Below are 19,199 nucleotides of genomic sequence, written 5' to 3'. Positions count from 1 at the left end.
GCGGAACTATAGATAATTTATTGAAAATGGCTGCTAGAGAAAGTTTAAAGATGAAACATGATTATATCGGAACGGAGCATATTCTCCTTGCCTTTTTCAAAATGAATAATGCAGAAACACAGGCTCTTTTAAATGCAGGGGCGGATTATGAAAATCTTAAGGCCATTATTATCAGCAGTATCGGCTATGGAAAAAGCGAAACACCTCCCACAGGTTTTACTCCTAGAGTAAAAAGGCTTTTAGAAATCAGCCGGGAGGAAGCGGCGAAAAGAGGAGATCAGTATGTGGGAAGTGTCCATGTATTGTTAGCTTTGCTTCGGGATGACGAATCTTTCTCTGCCTATATGCTGAAAACGACAGGGGTCAATAAAAAGAAAATTGCAGACCAGCTGTCCTCGCCAACAAATAAAGGAAATAAGAAGGGTGCTATGAAACAAGAAGATTCTACTATAGAAAAATATTCAAGAAATTTAAATGATCTTGCAAGAGAAGGAAAAATCGATCCTGTTATCGGAAGAAACGACGAGATCGAAAGAATTATTCAAGTCCTTCTACGAAGAAGAAAGAACAACCCTGTTCTTATCGGAGAACCGGGTGTTGGAAAGACAGCAATTGCAGAAGGACTTGCCCAAAGAATTGTAGAAGGGGAAGTTCCGGAAATTATAGCGGATAAAGAACTTGTAAGTTTAGACCTTGCCGGAATGCTCGCTGGGACAAAGTACAGAGGAGATTTCGAAGAAAGATTAAAAAATACAATTACAGAACTGATCGAACAAGAAAATGTTGTTCTATTTATCGATGAATTCCACACTATAGTAGGTGCCGGCGGAGCAGAAGGGGCGATGGATGCATCGAATATTTTAAAGCCGGTTCTTGCGAAAGGCGAAATTCAAATGATCGGTGCTACTACTATTGATGAATACCGTAAGAATATCGAAAAAGATGCAGCTATGGAACGACGCCTTCAGCCGATTATGGTGGAAGAACCTACAGTAGAAGATACCATTAAAATCATAAAAGGGATTCGGGACAAATATGAAGTCCATCACAAAGTAATGATTATGGACGAAGCGATAACAGCTGCAGCAGAACTTTCCCACCGCTACCTTCCAGACCGTTTTCTTCCAGACAAAGCGATCGACTTGATCGATGAAGCAGCTTCAAGAGTTAGAATGAAGTTCTATATTTCACCACCAAACATTAAAGAACTGGAAGACGCACTTGAGAAAAAGGTAGAGGAAAAAGAGCAGGCAGTAGCGACTCAGGATTTCGAAAAAGCAGCAGTCATTCGTGATGAAATCAAGAAGATAAAAGACGAATTATCCGGCATTCAAGAAGAATGGGATAAAGAGAAAAAGACGAAAAATATGATTGTTGGAGAAGAAGAAATCGCAGAAATCGTATCCGACTGGTCGAATGTTCCTGTGACAAAACTTACAGAAGAAGAAAGCGAAAAGTATCTTCACCTTGGAGAACATCTGAAAGAAAAAGTCATCGGACAAGATCCGGCAGTAGAAGAAATTACCCATGCGATTCAAAGAGCCCGTGTCGGCTTAAAAGAAGAAGGAAAGCCTATCGGATCCTTTATCTTCGTCGGACCGACTGGAGTAGGTAAAACATATCTTGCGAAATCCTTGGCAGAAGAGCTTTTCGGAGATGAGGAGAGTATGATCCGAATTGACATGAGTGAATATATGGAAAAACATTCTGTGTCTAAATTGATCGGATCACCTCCAGGATATGTAGGATATGACGAAGGCGGACAGCTGACAGAAGCGGTTCGAAGAAAACCCTACTCTGTAGTGCTGTTCGATGAGATCGAAAAAGCCCATCCCGATGTGTTTAATATGATGCTTCAAATCCTCGATGACGGAAGACTTACCGACTCTCAAGGGAAAACTGTAGATTTTAAAAATACAGTAGTTATCATGACATCGAATGTGGGAGCTACCTCTTTAGAAAAAACAAAATCCTTAGGATTTAATACCAGCAAAGATGTGGAAAAGGAAGAATATGAAAGAAATAAAGAAATCATCTTGGATGAACTGAAAAACACCTTCCGTCCTGAATTCTTAAACAGAGTCGACGATATCATTATCTTCCAAAACTTAAACGAAAAAGATGTGAAGAAAATTGCAGCTTTATTATTGGATGAAATGATCGAAAGACTTGAAAAGGTAGATATCACAGCAGAATACGACAACAAGTTGTTGAATTTCATTTCTAAGACAGGATTCAGCAAAGAGTATGGCGCAAGACCTTTAGAAAGAGTGATCCGTACATCTATCGAAAACGCAATGGCAGAAGCGATTCTAAGCGGAGATATTTCGAAGGAAGACAGTATTGCAATATCTGTTTCAAGAGACAAAGTGAAGTTTAAAAAGACTACGGTAGAAGAAGTTGCTGAGGAAAAGGAAGCTTCTGAAGAATAAAAATAATTAAATATAAAAAGAGCTGTCTTGAACTTAGATCAAGACAGCTCTTTTTTTAAATAATAAAAAGAATATACATAGGAAATTAAATGATTATGAAAATAAAAACTTAAATAATACTATCTAAAATGTTTCAATATAAAAGAGCGAGAGCGAAAAGAAAGTTTATCTTTTTTTTTTTTGGTAGTATAATAATACGAGAATAGAGTCAAAAAAGGATTAGAGTAACCAAAAGTAAAATCGTATAGAAAGGAGCCTAGGAATGAAAAAGATTTTGAAAGTTATTGTAATAGTTATCGCTATGGGTTTAATTACTCAATGGAATCAAGTATCCCTTGCAAACAATCATACAGATCGGTATTTTGAATTCACATTTAACTCCGATGAGGCGCAGAGGACAGTGAAATTCCCCTCTACTTGGGCTTTGACGAAGAGAGATCGTTCAGGGTGTTATGTTAAGAACTCTGGAAATCGTTTTTACTTAGTGGATATACGTCAAGATAATGGAACAAGGGATGGGATAATGAAAAGTAAAAGGCATCATTATCGGTTGAATGAAGGGCAAGCGAATATATTTTCAAATTATGTTGAATTAGGCACGAGAGCATTACCTCGTTTAGAAAAAGGTCCTGGCGGAGTAAGATGGAAAGTATGGGGTTATTTTAGCCCAGATAATTACGATAGAATTCCTGGGATTTAACGAATAATGAAAAAGATAATAGTTGGAATAGCCTTGTTGTCTTTTGTTATTCTAATCAGCCTAGGGGTAAAAAGACAGATAGAAGTTCCTCCAGCGAAGGAAGCAGTTTTTGATAGCGGCGAGTGGTTTCACTTAGATAATACGAAAAATATTTGGATTAAGGGAAAAGAGATGACTTTATTGTCGAATGAAGAAGTTTTGGCGATTTCTGGAGACGATGGGAAAAGTGGTCATAAATATCGTGGTATCATGATGAATTTTGAGGTGGAGAATCGAGGGAGAACTTCTGAAAGTCCTGATCTCTATTATTTTCGAGTATCATGGAAAGGCAGCATAAACTCTATTATCCGGGGAATGGTTTTTGAAAAGAAACCTGATCAAAAGGATCTTGAACTATTATCTTCTCGAATTATTCAGCCGGGTGAAAAGAAAGATTTGTATGTTGCTGGGGAGTACTGGGATCATTATATTCCAGATTCTCTTAAGGAAGAATTTGAAAAAGGACCCCATTATTTGACAGTATCTTACTATCCCACATATTCTAGAATTCGATATTTTCCATAAAAAAGAGATCCTAGCTTATCTTGTTAGGGTCTTTTCTTCTAATGAGTGAGGAGTTGTGTATGAAAAAAATTATTAAATTAGAATGGAATAGGATGGTTCGTGGAAAAGGGTTCTGGATTGCTTTTGGGATATCACTGATTATTTGCATAGCACAGTTTGTGGATTATGGGCTTTTTATTGACGATGGTTATCCTGAAGTGTTGGAAAGAGGAGAAGCGATCGTTATGGAGTCGCCCCTTTCCATTTATCTAGGCTGGATAGGCGGGGAACTTAATTCAAAAACACGTTATTTGTTCCTGCTTCTGCTTCCGATCCTAGCGAGTCTACCTCATTCCGCGAGTTTGTTGGAAGACGAAGAAACAGGATTTAAAAATGCTGTTTGTACAAGAGTTTCTAAAAGCGATTATATTAAAGGGAAGTATTTCATCACTTTTCTTGGAGCGTTTCTAGTAATTTTTGTTCCAGTACTTCTTAATATTGTACTTCAGTCAACCGTAACATCTTTTATCACCCCGACACCGGAATCGGCAATGACTGAAGTACAGCTTCCCCTTGTATTCTTCGGTCAAAGATTGTTCTTTGAAAGGCCGCTGCTGTTTCTGATCTTTAATTCATTTCAATGGGGAATTTTAGGCGGATATTTAGCTGTAATGGGAATGATATCGTATAGTATTATGCCGAAAAAATATTTTGTTGTTTTATTTCCTTTTTTTATATGGAAAGCAGCAGATTTGATTTTTCAAATGACAGGGTTTCATTCCCTTATGCCCTCAGAATATTTTTCGCCGCCTCTTGGGCATTTTCATCCAGGGATAAGTCTTGGAATATTTTTTCTCTTGTTTGCAGGATCGGCAATACCGTTGTGGATTCGGAAAGGTACTTTATAAATGATAGTGAGAGGTTTGCTTATGAAAAATAAATATAGGTATATATTAATAGGTGTAGTTGTTGTATTAGCAATCTATATAATCATGAATCAAAGAGGGATAAATCAGAAAGAACCGGAGCTTAAGAATGAGGATTCAACGATATATACAATAGGTGAAAAAATTCAGAACGAAGACGTTGAGGCGGTATTGGAATCTGTAACACTTGAAAGAGAATTAAATGGTTTTGATATTAGTAAAGAAGAACTGAACGAGTATTTAACGGATGAAGTAATAGCAAAGGATGATGGTGTATTAAAAGACAAATATGGTTTTTTAATACTGCATTTTTCTTTTGTAAACAACAGCTCTTCTATTAGAACGATAGCATTAGGGGATTTGTATACAATGAAAGAAAATAAAGACCCGAATTTTATAGGATTAAACACGTTTGTAAAAGGCAGAGGACTTCAAAATCCAAATATGTTGATTAACAATCTATCAGCAAAAGAAGAAGCACCGCTGGAAATCGCTTATTTGATACAAAGAGATGATTTTAAAAAGTTCAAGAATGATTTATTTTCCAGTGTTTCCTTTTCTCCAGATAATACTGAAAGTATGAATATAAATAGAGTGATTCATTTAAAACCCATCGAGGATAAAACCCAATAATTAGCGATAAAGGAAACAGCTTATGAAATCAGAACACATGACGTATATAGAGATAGTTCTTATTAGTATAATCACAGTGGCAGGTCTAATTCCTTTTTATGCGATCTGCCAAGATGCAAAAATCGAGCCGACATCCATAGACTATTTTCTTTATTTTTGGAGAGGGTGTCCAGAGTTTGAGAGACAATACACTTCTTTTTTCAGAGAGATACCTATCTATTGGCTTGTGTTTCAGCTATACTGCGCTTATCAATCTGTTAAAGTTGTTCAGGACCATTTAGAAAAAAGAGGAGAACAGATTTTCACTCGTTTACAATCTCGGAAAAGATGGTGGTCTGTCGAATGGAAGAGTAGTTTTGTAATGACAGCTAGAGCACTATTGATTCATCTGACGACTATTATATTTTTTAGTATATTCTTTGGTGTTGTGAGTTATAAAGTTACGATAGATCTGCATATGGATATAACAGGAATCGATATTCGTTATCTTTATTCTTTTCCCGGAATTATTACTTTACTTATGGGGCCCGTCTCTTTATCTATTTATCAACTAATGGCGAAGTTTATGGGATTGTATTTTTCGACAGCATTTTCTTATATGATTATGCTGTGTTATACCTTTTTAGGTCTTTTAATCAATAGTCCCTTGTTTATCGTTAATAATCTGATGTATTTAAGGGCATTTTCTTCCCCTGAGCTATTAACAATAGGGTCCCGTTATAGTATGTTGCTCGTTATGGGGATATTGTTTATATTATTTGGCTACAAAAAGATAACAAAACGAAATATACTATGATAAGGAGAAAATATGGAGATTTTATTAGAAAATATAAATCTTGAATTAGATAAAAAAAGCATTTTAACAGATATAAATGCCCGTTTCACTAGCGGAAAAACTTATGTTCTTAGGGGTAAAAATGGAAGCGGTAAAACTATGCTTCTTCGAATCCTTGCTGGACTTGTAATACCGACACAAGGAACCGTTAGGATAGATGAAAAAATACTGCATAAAGATATTTCTTTTCCAGAGAGTGTTGGAGTTTTAATAGAAAATCCAGGTTTACTAGGGGAGTTTTCGGGGCTGGATAATTTAAAAATGATAGCTTCTATAAGAAATGTTATCCATGAAGCAGATTGTAAAAAAATAATGAATGATCTTTTGCTAGATCCGGAAGATAATAAGAAAGTTAAAAAATATTCTTTGGGAATGCGTCAAAAGCTTGGTATTGCAATGGCGCTTATGGAGGATCCGGAAATTATCTTATTAGACGAACCCTTGAATGGTTTAGATGAAAGAAGCGAGAAAATTGTCATAGAGATGCTTTTGGAAGAGAAAGAAAAAGGAAAGCTTATTATTATAGCTTCTCATGAAAAAGAAGAATTAGAATATCTGTCCGATGAAATTATAGAGATAAAAGCTGGGGAGATCGTCCAGAAAAAAGAATCTATAAAGATTAAAAGCGAGTAGAGCTATGAAATGTTTGAAACCAACGGCAACAGGATTAAAAGAATCCATTATACAAACAAAAAGGGCCGTTATTCTGCTGGAATTTCTTCTTGTTTTCTATGTTTTTTATTCACTCCTAAGAACATCCAGCACATATCCCGGCATTAATGCAGAAGTTTCTCTAGCGGATGCTCTTGCTCAGTTTATGCAGCCTTTTTACTTTTGTGCAGGTATTATACTGGTTCTTTTTGTACAATATATTTTTATCAGTAAGTACCAAGAGAGAGAAATTAGAGTTCTTAAGATAGGAAGCCGTACAAAGTATTGGAAAATAGAATTATTAAGAATACTACTTTTTTCTATAGGACAAACTGCAGTAATTGCAGCGGTATTGTATTTTGTTGGAAATATATTATTTTCGGAGAAAATAAATTGGTTTTTGGAAGAGAGTATTTACTATAGTTTTTTTAAACTGACCTCTGAGATTTCATTTACAGAATACTTTATTGTTTTTATCCTTTTTCTGTTTATCACAATAGGAATAAGTTTGGTTTTTTTTAAGGGGCTTAGTATTCTTTTTCAAGGCTATATTACACCTCTTATTCTATTCCTTATCCTTTACACTATAGACAGTTTTCAAATTATGAATGGAATATTCTATGAAAAAATGGATCTCTTCTATTTCTATCCGGCTAATAAAATGATTTATTTTAGGAATGCAGTCATTGCGATCGCCATTATGGTCCTATTTATACTCTATGTAAAAAAGAAAGTAAAAAGATATAATTTTATTAAATAAAATTAGAGAGATCAAAAATAAATGGAAAAGAGTTTATTCTGATCTTTCTTTTTTTGTGTTCATTAAAAATGAGGTTAAAGAAGTCATTGTGCTACAATGATCCTTGAGGTGATTAAAATGGCTAAGAAAAAAACTTTATATAAATGCAGCGAATGCGGATACGAAACAGTTTCTTGGACTGGGAAATGTTCAAGCTGCGGCACTTGGGGATCTTTAGAAGAGGCGGCTGACACAACTACAAGTCCTCAAAAAAGAAGCAAGAAATCACAGGCTTTTTCCTTAAAGGAAATCGTAGTAGACGACAAACATCGCATACAGACAGGAATCAGCGAACTGGACCGAGTACTCGGCGGAGGTCTTGTCAGAGATTCTGTAACCATACTTACCGCAAGGCCAGGGGCTGGAAAATCGACCTTGTTTCTAGAACTTTCTTATGTGCTCGGAAAAAAAGGGTTGAAAATCCTCTATCTTTCTGGGGAAGAATCCGGTTCTCAAATTAAATCCAGAGCGAAACGGATTATGAAAGATATCCCGGATAATATTTGGATCGTATCTACAACTTCTATGGACGAGGCCCTTCTTCATATAGAAGAGATCGATCCGGACTTGATCTTGCTCGATAGTATCCAGACTTTCACCCTTCAGGAACACAGTTCACGACCTGGATCGCCTGTTCAGACTATCGAATGTGCAAACAAAATGGTGGAAATCGCAAAAGACAGCAGACGGCCTCGTGCTGTGATGATGATCGGCCATATGACAAAGGCGGACGAAATGGCAGGACTGCGAACTTTGGAGCATTTAGTGGATACTGTTCTATATTTAGAAGGGGAATCAGACGATCCGCTGCGCACCATTCTTTCTACAAAAAACCGTTTCGGAAGAACTGGCGAGATCGGGCTTTTTGAAATGATAGAGGAAGGGTTAAAAGAAATAAAAGACCCGTCGGCATTCTTTTTGACAGATCGAAAAGAGCCGGTGCCCGGCAGTGCCCTCGCCATGATTAAAGAAGGCTCCCGGATGATGGCAGTAGAAGTAGAGTCCCTCATCTCAACTTCTTTTATGCCTTATCCTACAAGAATAGGAGATAGTCTTAGAAAAGATCAGCTGAATACTTTGATTTCGATCTTAGAAGAACGGGGCGGAATTAAGCTTTACGACAAAAATGTTATTCTTAAAACCACAGGGGGGCTTCGTTTATCAGAGCAGTCCGTAAACTTGGCGATTATAATGAGCATCGTCTCTGCTTACTATAATAAAGGCATTTCAAACGATACCGTATTTGTTTCTGAAGTAGGACTGACAGGAGAACTCAAAAAAGTTCCTCAAATCGAATCGAGAATCCGAGAGTTGGATCGTTTAGGTTATAAAAAAATATACACTTATCCCTTTGACAAAGAAATAGAGACGGAATATGTTGAAGTGATACGATGTGCAACATTAAAAGAGGTTATGGGAAAAGTATTCTAAGAGAGAGGCCTGCAAGGACCTCTTTTTATATCTAATAGAATACAAGAAAATTTTTTCTACAAACAAGCGATTACAAACTTAGGTATCAACGATACAATCATCGTCGGCGGCACAAATGCAATCGCAAAAGCCGTTGAAACACAGTTACCGAAAGTTTCTGAACGAATCGAAGGAACCACAAGATATGAAACATCTGTAGCGATAGCAAAAACAAAATTTGCGAACAGCGGCCTTGGATATATCGCATCTGGCGAAGTCTATGCCGATGCCTTAGTGATAGGACCTACAGCAGCGAGAAATAATGCTCCTGTTCTTCTTACACCAACAACGAAAGCCCGTCCAAGTGTAGCAGAATATATCAAAAATGCTAAATTCGAAAAACTTACTGTAGTCGGCGGAACAGGAAGAATCCCAGACGCAGTAGTAAAAGAACTAACAGGCAAATAAACCCGATACCAATTGGGCTGAGACAGCAAAGACAGCTGTGGAGTGAAAAACTCTGCAGCTGTTTTTGTTGTGAAAAAAAGTGACGGTAGATGCACTCTTGCTCCTAACTGTTTGGGTGTAAAAGGAGCGCCTATCATATTAAGGGTAAAAGATAAGCTTCTAGAAAGAGTATTGTAGAAAATAAAATGTCTGGAAGCCACAGAAACGATTATAAGAGGAGAAACCAATGCGATAAGTTCCGTGGTTCAAAATTTTTTAGCAGATGTGAAAATAAAAATTACAGAATAGATGGTGCGAATAAATACACAATAAAATAATCAAGAACAAGATACTCGTTAAGGCGGGATTATATTCTTTTTTATATATTGCTGTATGGTATTTATCAATGATGAATTTTGAAAGCAGCCAGGCTATAAAGGGCAGGTGATTTAAAATATAGAATATAGGTAAGTGGTTTTAAAATGAGAGGGAAGATATAATTTTTTAAAGGCGGATGTTTCGGTCTTTTTTATAGGGGAGATATTCAAAATAAAAAAATATGTAAAATTGGTATTTTACTATTGACATCTCTATGTACTATGATATAATTAAATATTTTCACTTTACTATTTTTAAAATATAGTTTATAATTATCTATGAGGTGGGTGAGAAATTTGTTTAATATTGGTGATAAAATTGTCTATCCTATGCATGGCGCTGGTGTCATCGTAGAGATAACTCAAAAAGAAATTCTTGGCGATATAAGTGATTATTATATTTTAAAGATGCCAATGGGCCAAATGAAAATTTCTGTGCCTGTCCATAAAATCAAAGATCTTGGAATTCGGAATGTTATGGACAAAGAAAAGGCAGAAGAAGTTCACAGGGTTCTGGAAAAATCGGTTGAAGAAGAAGATGAAAATTGGAATCAAAGATATAAAGATAATTTAGAAAAACTTCGTACAGGCGATATTATAGAAATTACAGAGGTTTATCGCAGTTTGTATCTTTTGGATTCGGTAAAGGGTCTATCTATGGCGGAAAAGAAAATCTTAAATGCAGCGAAAAAAATGCTGATATCAGAACTTGCTCTAGTAGAAGATCGAGAAGCGAAGGAAATAGAATTGCAGATTACGACTCTTTTGGATGAAGAATTAAAAATAGAAGAAAAGTAATAAAAAATATGTTTATATTCGCAACACAATATAAACATATTTTTTATGTAAAATCCTTATGTAAGGAGGTGTAAAAATGTCAGAAAAAATTGCGCGTTTTATTATGTCTTTTTTAGGAGCCATTGTCGGATTTGTGGTAGCTAATTCTTTGAGTGAAGTTTTTAAATTGACTCAAAGACCGATGGTTACACAGATTATTGTCTACGTGATAGGCGTTTTATTATTTGCAATTATATTTTATTTATTATTTAAGCCATTATTTAAATTCTTAAAAGCTGTAACAGGAAAAGCGATTGAAGCCCTGCAGGAATTTGCCTTAATGGATATTATCCATGGAACTGTTGGTTTAATTGTAGGCTTTGTATTAGCATTTTTGATCTCGCAGCCCTTGTACCGTATTTCAATTCCATATATTGGAAATCTTTTAATTCCGCTGATTTCTATTGTAATGTATTTAGCGTTGGGATATTTAGGGCTTAGGATTGCTACAAGAGATAAAGAAGAATGGTCTACTGCATTTTCAAAATTAAAAATCAACACAAAAGAAAAGAATCAGAAAAAAGAGAAGCAGAGTTTAAAAATACTGGATACATCCGTTATTATAGACGGCAGGATAATAGATATTTTCCATGCTGGATTTATGGAAGGCCATATTATGATTCCAATATTTGTATTGGAAGAACTTCAGCATATTGCAGATTCTGAGAACAATCTAAGAAGACAAAAGGGCCGCAGAGGATTAGATGTACTGAATCAAATCCAAGATACCTATGGCAGCCGTGTAGAAGTGACCACAGAAAGATATCCGGATACTGAAGAAGTAGATTCAAAAATCCTGCGGATGGCAAAAGAGCTTGGAGCAAAAGTCGTTACAAATGATTATAATCTCAACAAAGTGGCGGCGGTTCAAAATATAGAAGTATTAAACATAAACGAATTGGCGAATGCAGTAAAACCAGTGGTTATTCCTGGCGAAGAAATGAGTGTACGCATTATTAAAGACGGAAATCAATCCAATCAGGGGCTGGGTTATCTTGATGACGGTACGATGATCGTTGTAGAAGGCGGAAAAAGATATATCGGACAGCAGGTAAGTACAGAAGTAACCTCTGTCATTCAAACAGCTGCCGGTAAAATGATATTCGTAAAAATGAAAGACGGTCTTCCAAATTAGGAAGGCTGTTTTTTTAAGCTTTTATATTTTCTACCACCCCTACTACCTATAACCTACTCCCTTTCTTTTCCTGTATTTTCCTATCTTTTCCTGGTCACCGCAGGTGTGCCGCCTAGAGCCTTGGTCCCGTCAGGGATCCTGCCTGGGCTGCATCAGCAAACCCGCCTTTCTTTCCCTCCCCAAAGATATTTTGATACGATTATGTTAAAATAGGATAGAGGTGATAATATGGGCAACAATACAACTGTATTAATCACAGCCGCCGGATCGGGAAGCAGGATGGGTCATGAAAAAGGAAAACTTTTTCTCAAGATCGGCAGTAAGACAGTGATTGAAAGAACTTTAGAAGTTTTTGATAAAATAGAAAAAATACAAAATATACTCCTTGTTATTCGAGAACAGGATAAGGAAGCGATGGAAGAAATAACTCTAGCTTTGAAGAAGCCTGTAAAATTAGTTATCGGAGGTTCCAGCAGGGAAGAGTCTACATATAATGGACTGAAGGTCTTGGAAGAGGACTGTGATATTGTAGTGTGCCATGACGGGGCAAGACCATTCATTCGAAGAGAGACTATTGAAAAATGTTTAGAGGAAATCGAAAAACACGAAGCTGTGATTGTAGCAGTACCGGTAAAAGATACGATAAAGTGTTCGGATCATAATGGTATGGTAGACTATACGCCAAACAGAGAATTTCTTTATCAAGTACAAACGCCTCAGGTTTTTCGGAAAAATATAATCAAGGAAGCCTATGAGATCAATAAAGAGGAAAATATTAAAGTGACGGATGACTCTTCTTTAGTGGAAAAACTGGGTAAGAAAGTAAAGATTGTTTTAGGGGATTACACGAATATTAAAATCACTACAAAGGAAGATTTGTTTGTAGGGGAAAAAATTCTTGATATGGAGGAGAAGAAATGAGAATAGGTTTTGGCGTAGATGTTCACCAGCTGGCAGAAGGAAGGAAACTTATACTCGGCGGTGTAGAGATCCCTTATGAAAAAGGTTTATTAGGCCATTCTGATGCGGATGTGTGTATCCATGCTATTATGGATGCAATGCTTGGAGCTCTTGCTCTTGGAGATATTGGAAAGATTTTTCCCGATACGGATATGCAGTATAAGGATATCGATTCAAAGCTGCTCTTAGAAAGAGTAACCCAGCTTATGATGGACAATGGTTATCGAATCGGGAATATCGACTGTACTATAGCATGCCAAAAACCAAAGCTTGCTCCCTTTATTGAAGAGATGAAGATGACCTTGGCGAAATGCTTAAAAACAAATGTTATTAATGTGTCTATAAAGGCGACAACTACAGAGAAACTAGGTTATGAAGGCCGTGGAGAAGGAATAACAGCTTACGCTACAGTGCTTCTGAAACAATGGGATGAATAATTGACGATTCATTTCATATTATGATAAAATTAAAGATGTTGTATAACAAATGAATAGATCTTATTAAGAGTGATGGAGGGAACAGGCCCTGTGAAATCCGGCAACCTATTCAGTTAGGTGCTACATCCTGCAGAATATACTGAAAAATAAGGAATGAAGAACCTTGCTAATTCAGGCAGGGTTATTTTTTTGGAGGGAATTATGAGTAGAATACTATTTACTTCTGAATCAGTAACAGAAGGACATCCGGATAAAATCTGCGATCAGATTTCAGATGCTATCTTGGATGCCATATTAGAAAAAGATCCTGCCGCTCGTGTAGCTTGCGAAACAGCTACAACAACCGGCTTAATTATGGTTATGGGAGAAATTACAACATCTACCTATGTAGATATTTCTGCTATTGCTAGAAATACAGTAAAAGAAATTGGATACGATAGAGGAAAATACGGTTTTGATGCAGAAACCTGCGGAGTGATCACTTCTATTAATGGACAGTCTCCGGATATCGCCCTAGGAGTAGACAGCTCTTATGAAGAAAAGCAGGGAAAAGAAGAAAGATATAATGCAATCGGTGCAGGAGATCAAGGTATGGTGTTTGGTTTTGGCTGCAAGGAAACAAAGGAATACATGCCCCTTCCTTTGATACTGTCCCATAAATTAACTAGAAAACTAGCTGAAGTTCGTAAAAACAGCACTTTAAAATATCTTCGACCAGACGGAAAAAGCCAGGTCACAGTAGAATATATTGATGGGATACCGCAAAGAATAGATGCTATTGTCCTTTCTACTCAGCATGATCCTCAAATCTCAACAGAAGAGTTGAGAAAAGATATAATGGAATATGTAATAAAAACAGTGATTGACGAATCTATGATCGATGAAAACACAAAAATCTATATCAATCCAACAGGCCGCTTTATCGTAGGCGGACCTATGGGGGATGCGGGTCTTACTGGAAGAAAAATCATCGTAGATACTTACGGCGGTTTCGGACATCATGGAGGAGGAGCTTTCTCAGGAAAAGATCCAACAAAGGTAGACCGTTCAGGAGCCTATATGGCACGCTTTATTGCGAAAAACATGGTAGCCGCCGGACTTTGCGAAAAAATCGAAGTAGGCATTTCCTATGCTATCGGAGTAGCGAAACCTGTATCTATCTACGCAAACAGTTCAAACACAGGGATTATGGAAGATGAAAAACTAGAGAAAATAATAGAAGAGCATTTTGACTTAAGACCTGCAGCAATCATCGATCAGCTGGATTTAAGAAGACCGATTTATCGCCAAACAGCAGCATACGGTCATTTTGGAAGAGACGATATAGATCTGCCTTGGGAGAAACTTTCTAAAGTTGAGGAATTAAGAAAAGCAGCAGAAGAGATATAAATTGTGAAAGGGAGGAGAATGGAAGGATGGCAAATATAAGCAATTTCAGAAAAAATATTGCTATCGATTTAGGTACAGCATCAGTGCTTGTCTATATAAGAGGCAAAGGCGTCATAATAAATGAACCATCCGTAGTAGCAATGGACAGCTATACCGGTAAAATCCTTTCTGTCGGCAAAGAAGCAAAAAAAATGCTTGGAAGAACTCCCGGAAATATCCGTGCTACAAGACCTATGAAAGATGGAGTCATAGCGGATTTTAACTCTACAGAAAAAATGTTGAAATACTTTATCCATAAATCTATAGGAAAAACAATGATACGGCCAAATGTAGTAATTTGTGTACCCAGTGAAATCACCCAGGTACAGAGAAGAGCTGTTATGCAGGCAAGCAAGCTAGCCGGAGCCTATAAAACCTATTTAATTGAAGAGCCTCTTGCAGCGGCAATCGGAGCTGGAGTAGATATTACCGATGCAGGAGGAAATCTCGTTATCGATATCGGAGGCGGCACGACGGATGTTGCGGTGATTGCCTTAGGAGGGATTATTATTAATAAATCTCTTCCTATCGGCGGGGATGAATGCGATACAGCTATTACTGAATATATAAAAGGCAAGTACAATATGATTATAGGGGAAAGGACAGCGGAAGAGATAAAGATCAATATCGCTTCCGCCTATCCGAGAGAAGACGATAATCTTTTTGAAGTAAAGGGACGAAATCTTATCAACGGACTGCCTGTGCATGTGTTTGTTACGTCAACGGATATTTCCGAAGCGATTCGCCATCCTTTGGATCAGATTATAAGAACGGTTCAAGAAGTTCTTGAAAAAACACCGCCGGAGCTGGCAGCGGATCTTTATGAGCGAGGTGCTGTGATGACTGGTGGAGGATGTCTAGTGCCGGGACTTGATCGAAAGCTTGAATCGAAGATCGGCATTCCGGTCAATATCGCAGAAGGACCAGTGACAGCCGTAGTCCGGGGAACGGGAAAAGCATTATCCTGGATTGATAAATTAGATTCTTCAGAAATGGGTGAAGAAGGCGGCAGACGAAGAGAACTGGAAGAAAGAGAACGGCTTAGAAGAAGCATATAAATAGAATGTAATAATTTTGTAGTATTTTCTCAATCTTCTTATGGATTAGTAATCCTTGGACTATGGTATAATAAAAGTAGTTCAAAATAAGGAGGATGTTATGAACAAAATCAAAAAAATTATTGCAGCTTTTCTATTATCGGCTATGCTGCTGCCGTCTGTGTCTACAATTGCGTCAGCTCAAGGCAAAATAGATACAACTGTAGTTAACGAAAGATGGGGACAGCCTACTTTCGTATATGGGGAAAGTTTATCGGAAAGCGAAGTAAAGGAAACACAAAGACTTCTTGATATTGAAAATCCAGAGAATGTAAACTCTACATCGGTAACCTATAAGGATCTAGTAAATTATATCGGGGGAGATCCAAATGGATCCAGCAATATGATTTCTTCTGTTATCGTGCAGAAAGAAAACAAAGGAAAAGGTGTAGATGTTGTAATAAAGACACCGGAAAATATCACTGAAGTGACAAAAGAACAATACCGCAACGCTAGTATTACAGCTGGGGTAGAGGATGCTACTCTTATCGTAGGAGCTGTTCGAAAAGTAACAGGAGAATCTGCGCTAACAGGTATCTATAAGGCTTTTGAAGTCAATGGCGAGAAACTGGATAAAGATAGAATGGAAGCGGCTCAAGAAGAACTTGAAGTTGTAAACGAAATCAATCAGAAAAATGAGGGAAAAGACAATTATACAAGTCCTCAGCTTGATAATGCCATTGTGGAAGTAAAAAACAAGCTTTCAGAAATAAAGCAGGAAAATAAAGAAATTCCCACAAAACAAGAAATAACTCAAGTAATCAATCAAGCCGTTGAAAACAATAATCTTCAAAATATTGTTACAGGCGACCAGATCAATCAGCTTGTAATCTATTTTCAGCAGTATGTTCAAACAGGGGCTATTGATTCAGAACAAGTGAAACAGGAATTGTCCAAGCTTAGCAAAGATTTAGTCGGAACTGCTTCAGAAATTTACGATAATGCAAAGCAAAGCGGTTTAGTTGACCAGATCGTAGGATTTTTCAGAGATCTAATCGATGGATTTGTTAATTTAATCGGCGGAAACAATAACGGCGAAAACACCAATACAAATCAATAATTATAAGGCAGGGATCATACCTGTCTTTTTTTATCCCAAAAGAGCGTTTAAAGAAAGAAGGCGGGATTGCTGCGCAACCCAGGCAGGATCCCTGACGGGACCTAGGCTCTAGGCGGCACACCTGCGGCGGCCAGGAAAGGATAAGAAAATACAGTAAAAGAAAGGGAGTAGGTTATAGAGAATAGGGAGTAGGGGTGGTGGAAAATGCGGAGCATTTTCTTCGTATAAAAAGGTTCTTTATACTATGAACGAAAAACGGATGAACTTTTCGTTTTTTATCCATAACTCCGCTCTCTCACTCTTTCACTCTCTGAAGCCCTAGCCCAAATCAGGCACTTTGATTTGGTCGCAGGTCTTATGCCACTCATTTCCCAAGAACGATATTTTCCGTTCTTGGCTAGAAATGATCGGCCACACTTTCCTCTCTCTACCTACCCTCTTTATTTCACGTTTTTGACCCTAATACCTTATTAAGATATAATAGAACAAAAGTTCAGAAAAGAGGACATTAATATGAAATTTAAACTGCATTCTGATTTTAAACCTACAGGGGATCAGCCGGATGCTATAAAAAAACTGGCAGAGGGCGTTCGAAACGGGGAACGTCATCAGGTCCTTAAAGGTGTAACAGGCTCTGGTAAAACATTTACCATGGCCAATATTATAGAAGAAGTTCAAAGACCGACATTAGTTATGGCTCACAATAAAACACTGGCTTATCAGCTGGCAGCTGAATTTAAAGAATTTTTTCCAGAGAATGCTGTGGAATTTTTTGTCAGCTACTATGATTATTATCAGCCGGAAGCCTATGTGGCTCAGACGGATACCTATATAGCAAAAGACAGTTCTATCAACGATGATATTGATGAACTAAGACATTCTGCGACGATGGCTCTTTTTGAACGAAAAGATGTTATCATTGTCGCATCTGTATCCTGCATATATGGGTTAGGGGATCCAGAAAGTTATTCCGACTTATCCCTTTCTTTAAGACCGGGGATGATTCGGGATCGTGATGATGTTATCCGAAAGCTTGTGGATATTCAGTATGTCCGTAACGATATCAATTTTACAAGAGGAACATTCCGAGTCCGTGGAGACAGTCTCGATATTTTTCCAGCGGCAGAAAATGAAAAAAGTTATCGCGTAGAATTTTTCGGAGATGAAGTAGACCGTATCACTGAAGTAGATCCTCTGACAGGAGAGATCAATGGAACAAGGGAACATATCTCTGTTTTTCCCGCTTCCCACTTTGCTACCAGTGAAGATAAAGTGAAGCGTGCTGTTGTGACAATAGAAGAAGAACTGGAAGAACAGATAAAATTTTTCGAGTCCCAAAATAAGCTTTTAGAAGCTCAGAGAATCGAGCAGCGTACAAGATATGACATCGAAATGCTTCAGGAGGTAGGTTTCTGCACAGGGATCGAAAACTACTCCCGCCATCTAACCGGAAGAAAAGCGGGCAGCCGTCCTTATACACTAATCGATTATTTCCCAGATGATTTTCTTCTTATGGTTGATGAGTCCCATGTAAGTATTCCTCAGATAGGGGGGATGTACGAGGGCGACCGTTCAAGAAAGCAAAATCTTGTAGATTTCGGTTTTAGACTACCATCTGCTTTAGATAACAGACCACTGAAGTTTAAAGAGTTTGAGAAATTAGTCCCTCAAGCAATTTATGTTTCAGCTACACCGGGACCTTATGAGAAGGAACATTGCGATGAAATCGTTGAACAAATCATACGTCCGACAGGTCTTCTAGATCCTGTAATAGATGTGCGTCCAACAAAAGGACAGATCGATGATTTGATAACAGAAATCCATAAGACGACGGAGAAAGGCGAAAGAACTTTAGTAACAACTCTGACAAAGAAAATGGCAGAGGATTTAACGAAATATTTTGAAGAATTGGATATTAAAGTAACCTATCTTCATTCAGATATAGATACCATAGAACGAACAGAAATCATACGCGACCTAAGATTGGGTAAATATGATGTACTGGTAGGAATAAACTTGCTGCGGGAAGGTCTGGACCTTCCGGAAGTATCTTTGATTGCGATACTGGATGCGGATAAAGAAGGGTTCCTTCGCTCGGAAACTTCTTTGATACAAACAGTAGGCCGTGCCGCAAGAAATGTGGATGGTCGGGTCATCATGTATGCTGATCGAATTACAGGATCGATGGATCGGGCGATTACAGAAACAAATCGACGCCGAGAGATACAAAATCAGTATAATATCGATCACGATATAACTCCTCAGTCTATACACAAAAAGATTCATAATATTATCGAAATTACAAAGGTGGCAGAAGACACAGAGTTTTTCGACAACTATATAGAAAAAGAAAAGATCACCCAGGAAGATTTGGAACAGTTATTGATCACAATGGAAGAAGAGATGATTAAAGCTGCTGAAGCTTTGGAGTTTGAAAGGGCAGCAAATCTTAGAGATGAGATCAGAAAACTGAAGAACGGAAAAATGTAGAG

At 37.5% G+C, this 19,199-nt stretch carries 18 protein-coding genes and 1 riboswitch; all 18 genes read left to right on the top strand.

Annotation, left to right across the window (positions count from 1 at the left end):
* Positions 1-26 precede the first annotated feature (26 nt).
* Positions 27-2,432, top strand: a complete 2,406-nt coding sequence (locus tag ACTQ46_RS04420) for an ATP-dependent Clp protease ATP-binding subunit (protein WP_441747806.1) — start codon at positions 27-29, stop codon at positions 2,430-2,432.
* 262 nt (positions 2,433-2,694) lie between these two features.
* A complete protein-coding gene (locus ACTQ46_RS04415; protein WP_441747714.1) occupies positions 2,695-3,132 on the top strand; it encodes a hypothetical protein in 438 nt (145 codons plus the stop codon).
* 6 nt (positions 3,133-3,138) lie between these two features.
* Entirely contained in the window at positions 3,139-3,696 is a 558-nt protein-coding gene (locus tag ACTQ46_RS04410; protein ID WP_441747713.1) for a hypothetical protein, read from the top strand.
* Positions 3,697-3,755: 59 nt separating this feature from the next.
* Positions 3,756-4,583, top strand: a complete 828-nt coding sequence (locus ACTQ46_RS04405) for a hypothetical protein (protein WP_441747712.1) — start codon at positions 3,756-3,758, stop codon at positions 4,581-4,583.
* A 21-nt stretch (positions 4,584-4,604) separates the two neighbouring features.
* Positions 4,605-5,234, top strand: a complete 630-nt coding sequence (locus ACTQ46_RS04400; RefSeq protein ID WP_441747711.1) for a hypothetical protein — start codon at positions 4,605-4,607, stop codon at positions 5,232-5,234.
* 22 nt (positions 5,235-5,256) lie between these two features.
* The gene (locus ACTQ46_RS04395) at positions 5,257-6,030 is read left to right on the top strand and encodes a hypothetical protein (protein WP_441747710.1); all 774 of its coding nucleotides are present in this window, start codon (positions 5,257-5,259) and stop codon (positions 6,028-6,030) included.
* A gap of 12 nt (positions 6,031-6,042) precedes the next feature.
* Positions 6,043-6,702, top strand: a complete 660-nt coding sequence (locus ACTQ46_RS04390; protein ID WP_441747709.1) for an ATP-binding cassette domain-containing protein — start codon at positions 6,043-6,045, stop codon at positions 6,700-6,702.
* A 4-nt stretch (positions 6,703-6,706) separates the two neighbouring features.
* Positions 6,707-7,480, top strand: coding sequence for a hypothetical protein (locus ACTQ46_RS04385; RefSeq protein WP_441747708.1), 774 nt, complete (start codon positions 6,707-6,709; stop codon positions 7,478-7,480).
* 117 nt (positions 7,481-7,597) lie between these two features.
* On the top strand, positions 7,598-8,950 hold the full coding sequence (gene radA, locus ACTQ46_RS04380) for a DNA repair protein RadA (RefSeq protein WP_441747707.1): 1,353 nt from the start codon (positions 7,598-7,600) through the stop codon (positions 8,948-8,950).
* A 9-nt stretch (positions 8,951-8,959) separates the two neighbouring features.
* Complete coding sequence (locus ACTQ46_RS04375) at positions 8,960-9,397, top strand: cell wall-binding repeat-containing protein (protein ID WP_441747805.1); 438 nt, start codon at positions 8,960-8,962, stop codon at positions 9,395-9,397.
* A 653-nt stretch (positions 9,398-10,050) separates the two neighbouring features.
* Complete coding sequence (locus tag ACTQ46_RS04370; protein WP_441747706.1) at positions 10,051-10,551, top strand: CarD family transcriptional regulator; 501 nt, start codon at positions 10,051-10,053, stop codon at positions 10,549-10,551.
* A gap of 76 nt (positions 10,552-10,627) precedes the next feature.
* Positions 10,628-11,725, top strand: a complete 1,098-nt coding sequence (locus tag ACTQ46_RS04365; RefSeq protein WP_441747705.1) for a PIN/TRAM domain-containing protein — start codon at positions 10,628-10,630, stop codon at positions 11,723-11,725.
* A gap of 228 nt (positions 11,726-11,953) precedes the next feature.
* Positions 11,954-12,646: a 2-C-methyl-D-erythritol 4-phosphate cytidylyltransferase gene (gene ispD / locus ACTQ46_RS04360; RefSeq protein ID WP_441747704.1), complete on the top strand. Its 693-nt coding sequence runs from the start codon at positions 11,954-11,956 to the stop codon at positions 12,644-12,646.
* The gene (gene ispF, locus ACTQ46_RS04355) at positions 12,643-13,122 is read left to right on the top strand and encodes a 2-C-methyl-D-erythritol 2,4-cyclodiphosphate synthase (RefSeq protein ID WP_441747703.1); all 480 of its coding nucleotides are present in this window, start codon (positions 12,643-12,645) and stop codon (positions 13,120-13,122) included. The genes ispD and ispF overlap by 4 nt, the downstream gene beginning before the upstream one ends.
* Positions 13,123-13,179: 57 nt before the next feature.
* Positions 13,180-13,275: riboswitch (SAM riboswitch) on the top strand.
* 48 nt (positions 13,276-13,323) lie between these two features.
* Positions 13,324-14,511 carry a methionine adenosyltransferase gene (gene metK / locus ACTQ46_RS04350; RefSeq protein ID WP_441747702.1) on the top strand — a complete coding sequence of 396 codons (1,188 nt, stop codon included), beginning with the start codon at positions 13,324-13,326 and terminating at the stop codon, positions 14,509-14,511.
* A gap of 26 nt (positions 14,512-14,537) precedes the next feature.
* A complete protein-coding gene (locus ACTQ46_RS04345) occupies positions 14,538-15,608 on the top strand; it encodes a rod shape-determining protein (RefSeq protein WP_441747701.1) in 1,071 nt (356 codons plus the stop codon).
* A 100-nt stretch (positions 15,609-15,708) separates the two neighbouring features.
* On the top strand, positions 15,709-16,707 hold the full coding sequence (locus ACTQ46_RS04340) for a DUF1002 domain-containing protein (protein ID WP_441747700.1): 999 nt from the start codon (positions 15,709-15,711) through the stop codon (positions 16,705-16,707).
* Positions 16,708-17,220: 513 nt separating this feature from the next.
* Complete coding sequence (gene uvrB / locus ACTQ46_RS04335; protein WP_441747699.1) at positions 17,221-19,197, top strand: excinuclease ABC subunit UvrB; 1,977 nt, start codon at positions 17,221-17,223, stop codon at positions 19,195-19,197.
* Positions 19,198-19,199: the final 2 nt, after the last annotated feature.

The sequence above is a fragment of the Gallicola sp. Sow4_E12 genome, assembly GCF_052116305.1.
GTDB lineage: Bacteria > Bacillota > Clostridia > Tissierellales > Peptoniphilaceae > JBQKLI01.
Note: the sequence above shows the minus strand (reverse complement) of the source record. Positions and strands in the feature narration are given on the sequence as shown.

What these genes read in the sequence shown, in the direction of transcription:
- ispF (WP_441747703.1), top strand. Translation starts at nt 12,643, where the DNA reads ATGAGAATAGGTTTTGGCGTAGATGTTCACCAGCTGGCAGAAGGAAGG.
- ispD (WP_441747704.1), top strand. Translation starts at nt 11,954, where the DNA reads ATGGGCAACAATACAACTGTATTAATCACAGCCGCCGGATCGGGAAGC.
- ACTQ46_RS04400 (WP_441747711.1), top strand. Translation starts at nt 4,605, where the DNA reads ATGAAAAATAAATATAGGTATATATTAATAGGTGTAGTTGTTGTATTA.
- ACTQ46_RS04395 (WP_441747710.1), top strand. Translation starts at nt 5,257, where the DNA reads ATGAAATCAGAACACATGACGTATATAGAGATAGTTCTTATTAGTATA.
- ACTQ46_RS04365 (WP_441747705.1), top strand. Translation starts at nt 10,628, where the DNA reads ATGTCAGAAAAAATTGCGCGTTTTATTATGTCTTTTTTAGGAGCCATT.
- radA (WP_441747707.1), top strand. Translation starts at nt 7,598, where the DNA reads ATGGCTAAGAAAAAAACTTTATATAAATGCAGCGAATGCGGATACGAA.
- metK (WP_441747702.1), top strand. Translation starts at nt 13,324, where the DNA reads ATGAGTAGAATACTATTTACTTCTGAATCAGTAACAGAAGGACATCCG.
- ACTQ46_RS04345 (WP_441747701.1), top strand. Translation starts at nt 14,538, where the DNA reads ATGGCAAATATAAGCAATTTCAGAAAAAATATTGCTATCGATTTAGGT.
- uvrB (WP_441747699.1), top strand. Translation starts at nt 17,221, where the DNA reads ATGAAATTTAAACTGCATTCTGATTTTAAACCTACAGGGGATCAGCCG.
- ACTQ46_RS04420 (WP_441747806.1), top strand. Translation starts at nt 27, where the DNA reads ATGGCTGCTAGAGAAAGTTTAAAGATGAAACATGATTATATCGGAACG.
- ACTQ46_RS04415 (WP_441747714.1), top strand. Translation starts at nt 2,695, where the DNA reads ATGAAAAAGATTTTGAAAGTTATTGTAATAGTTATCGCTATGGGTTTA.
- ACTQ46_RS04405 (WP_441747712.1), top strand. Translation starts at nt 3,756, where the DNA reads ATGAAAAAAATTATTAAATTAGAATGGAATAGGATGGTTCGTGGAAAA.
- ACTQ46_RS04390 (WP_441747709.1), top strand. Translation starts at nt 6,043, where the DNA reads ATGGAGATTTTATTAGAAAATATAAATCTTGAATTAGATAAAAAAAGC.
- ACTQ46_RS04385 (WP_441747708.1), top strand. Translation starts at nt 6,707, where the DNA reads ATGAAATGTTTGAAACCAACGGCAACAGGATTAAAAGAATCCATTATA.
- ACTQ46_RS04340 (WP_441747700.1), top strand. Translation starts at nt 15,709, where the DNA reads ATGAACAAAATCAAAAAAATTATTGCAGCTTTTCTATTATCGGCTATG.
- ACTQ46_RS04410 (WP_441747713.1), top strand. Translation starts at nt 3,139, where the DNA reads ATGAAAAAGATAATAGTTGGAATAGCCTTGTTGTCTTTTGTTATTCTA.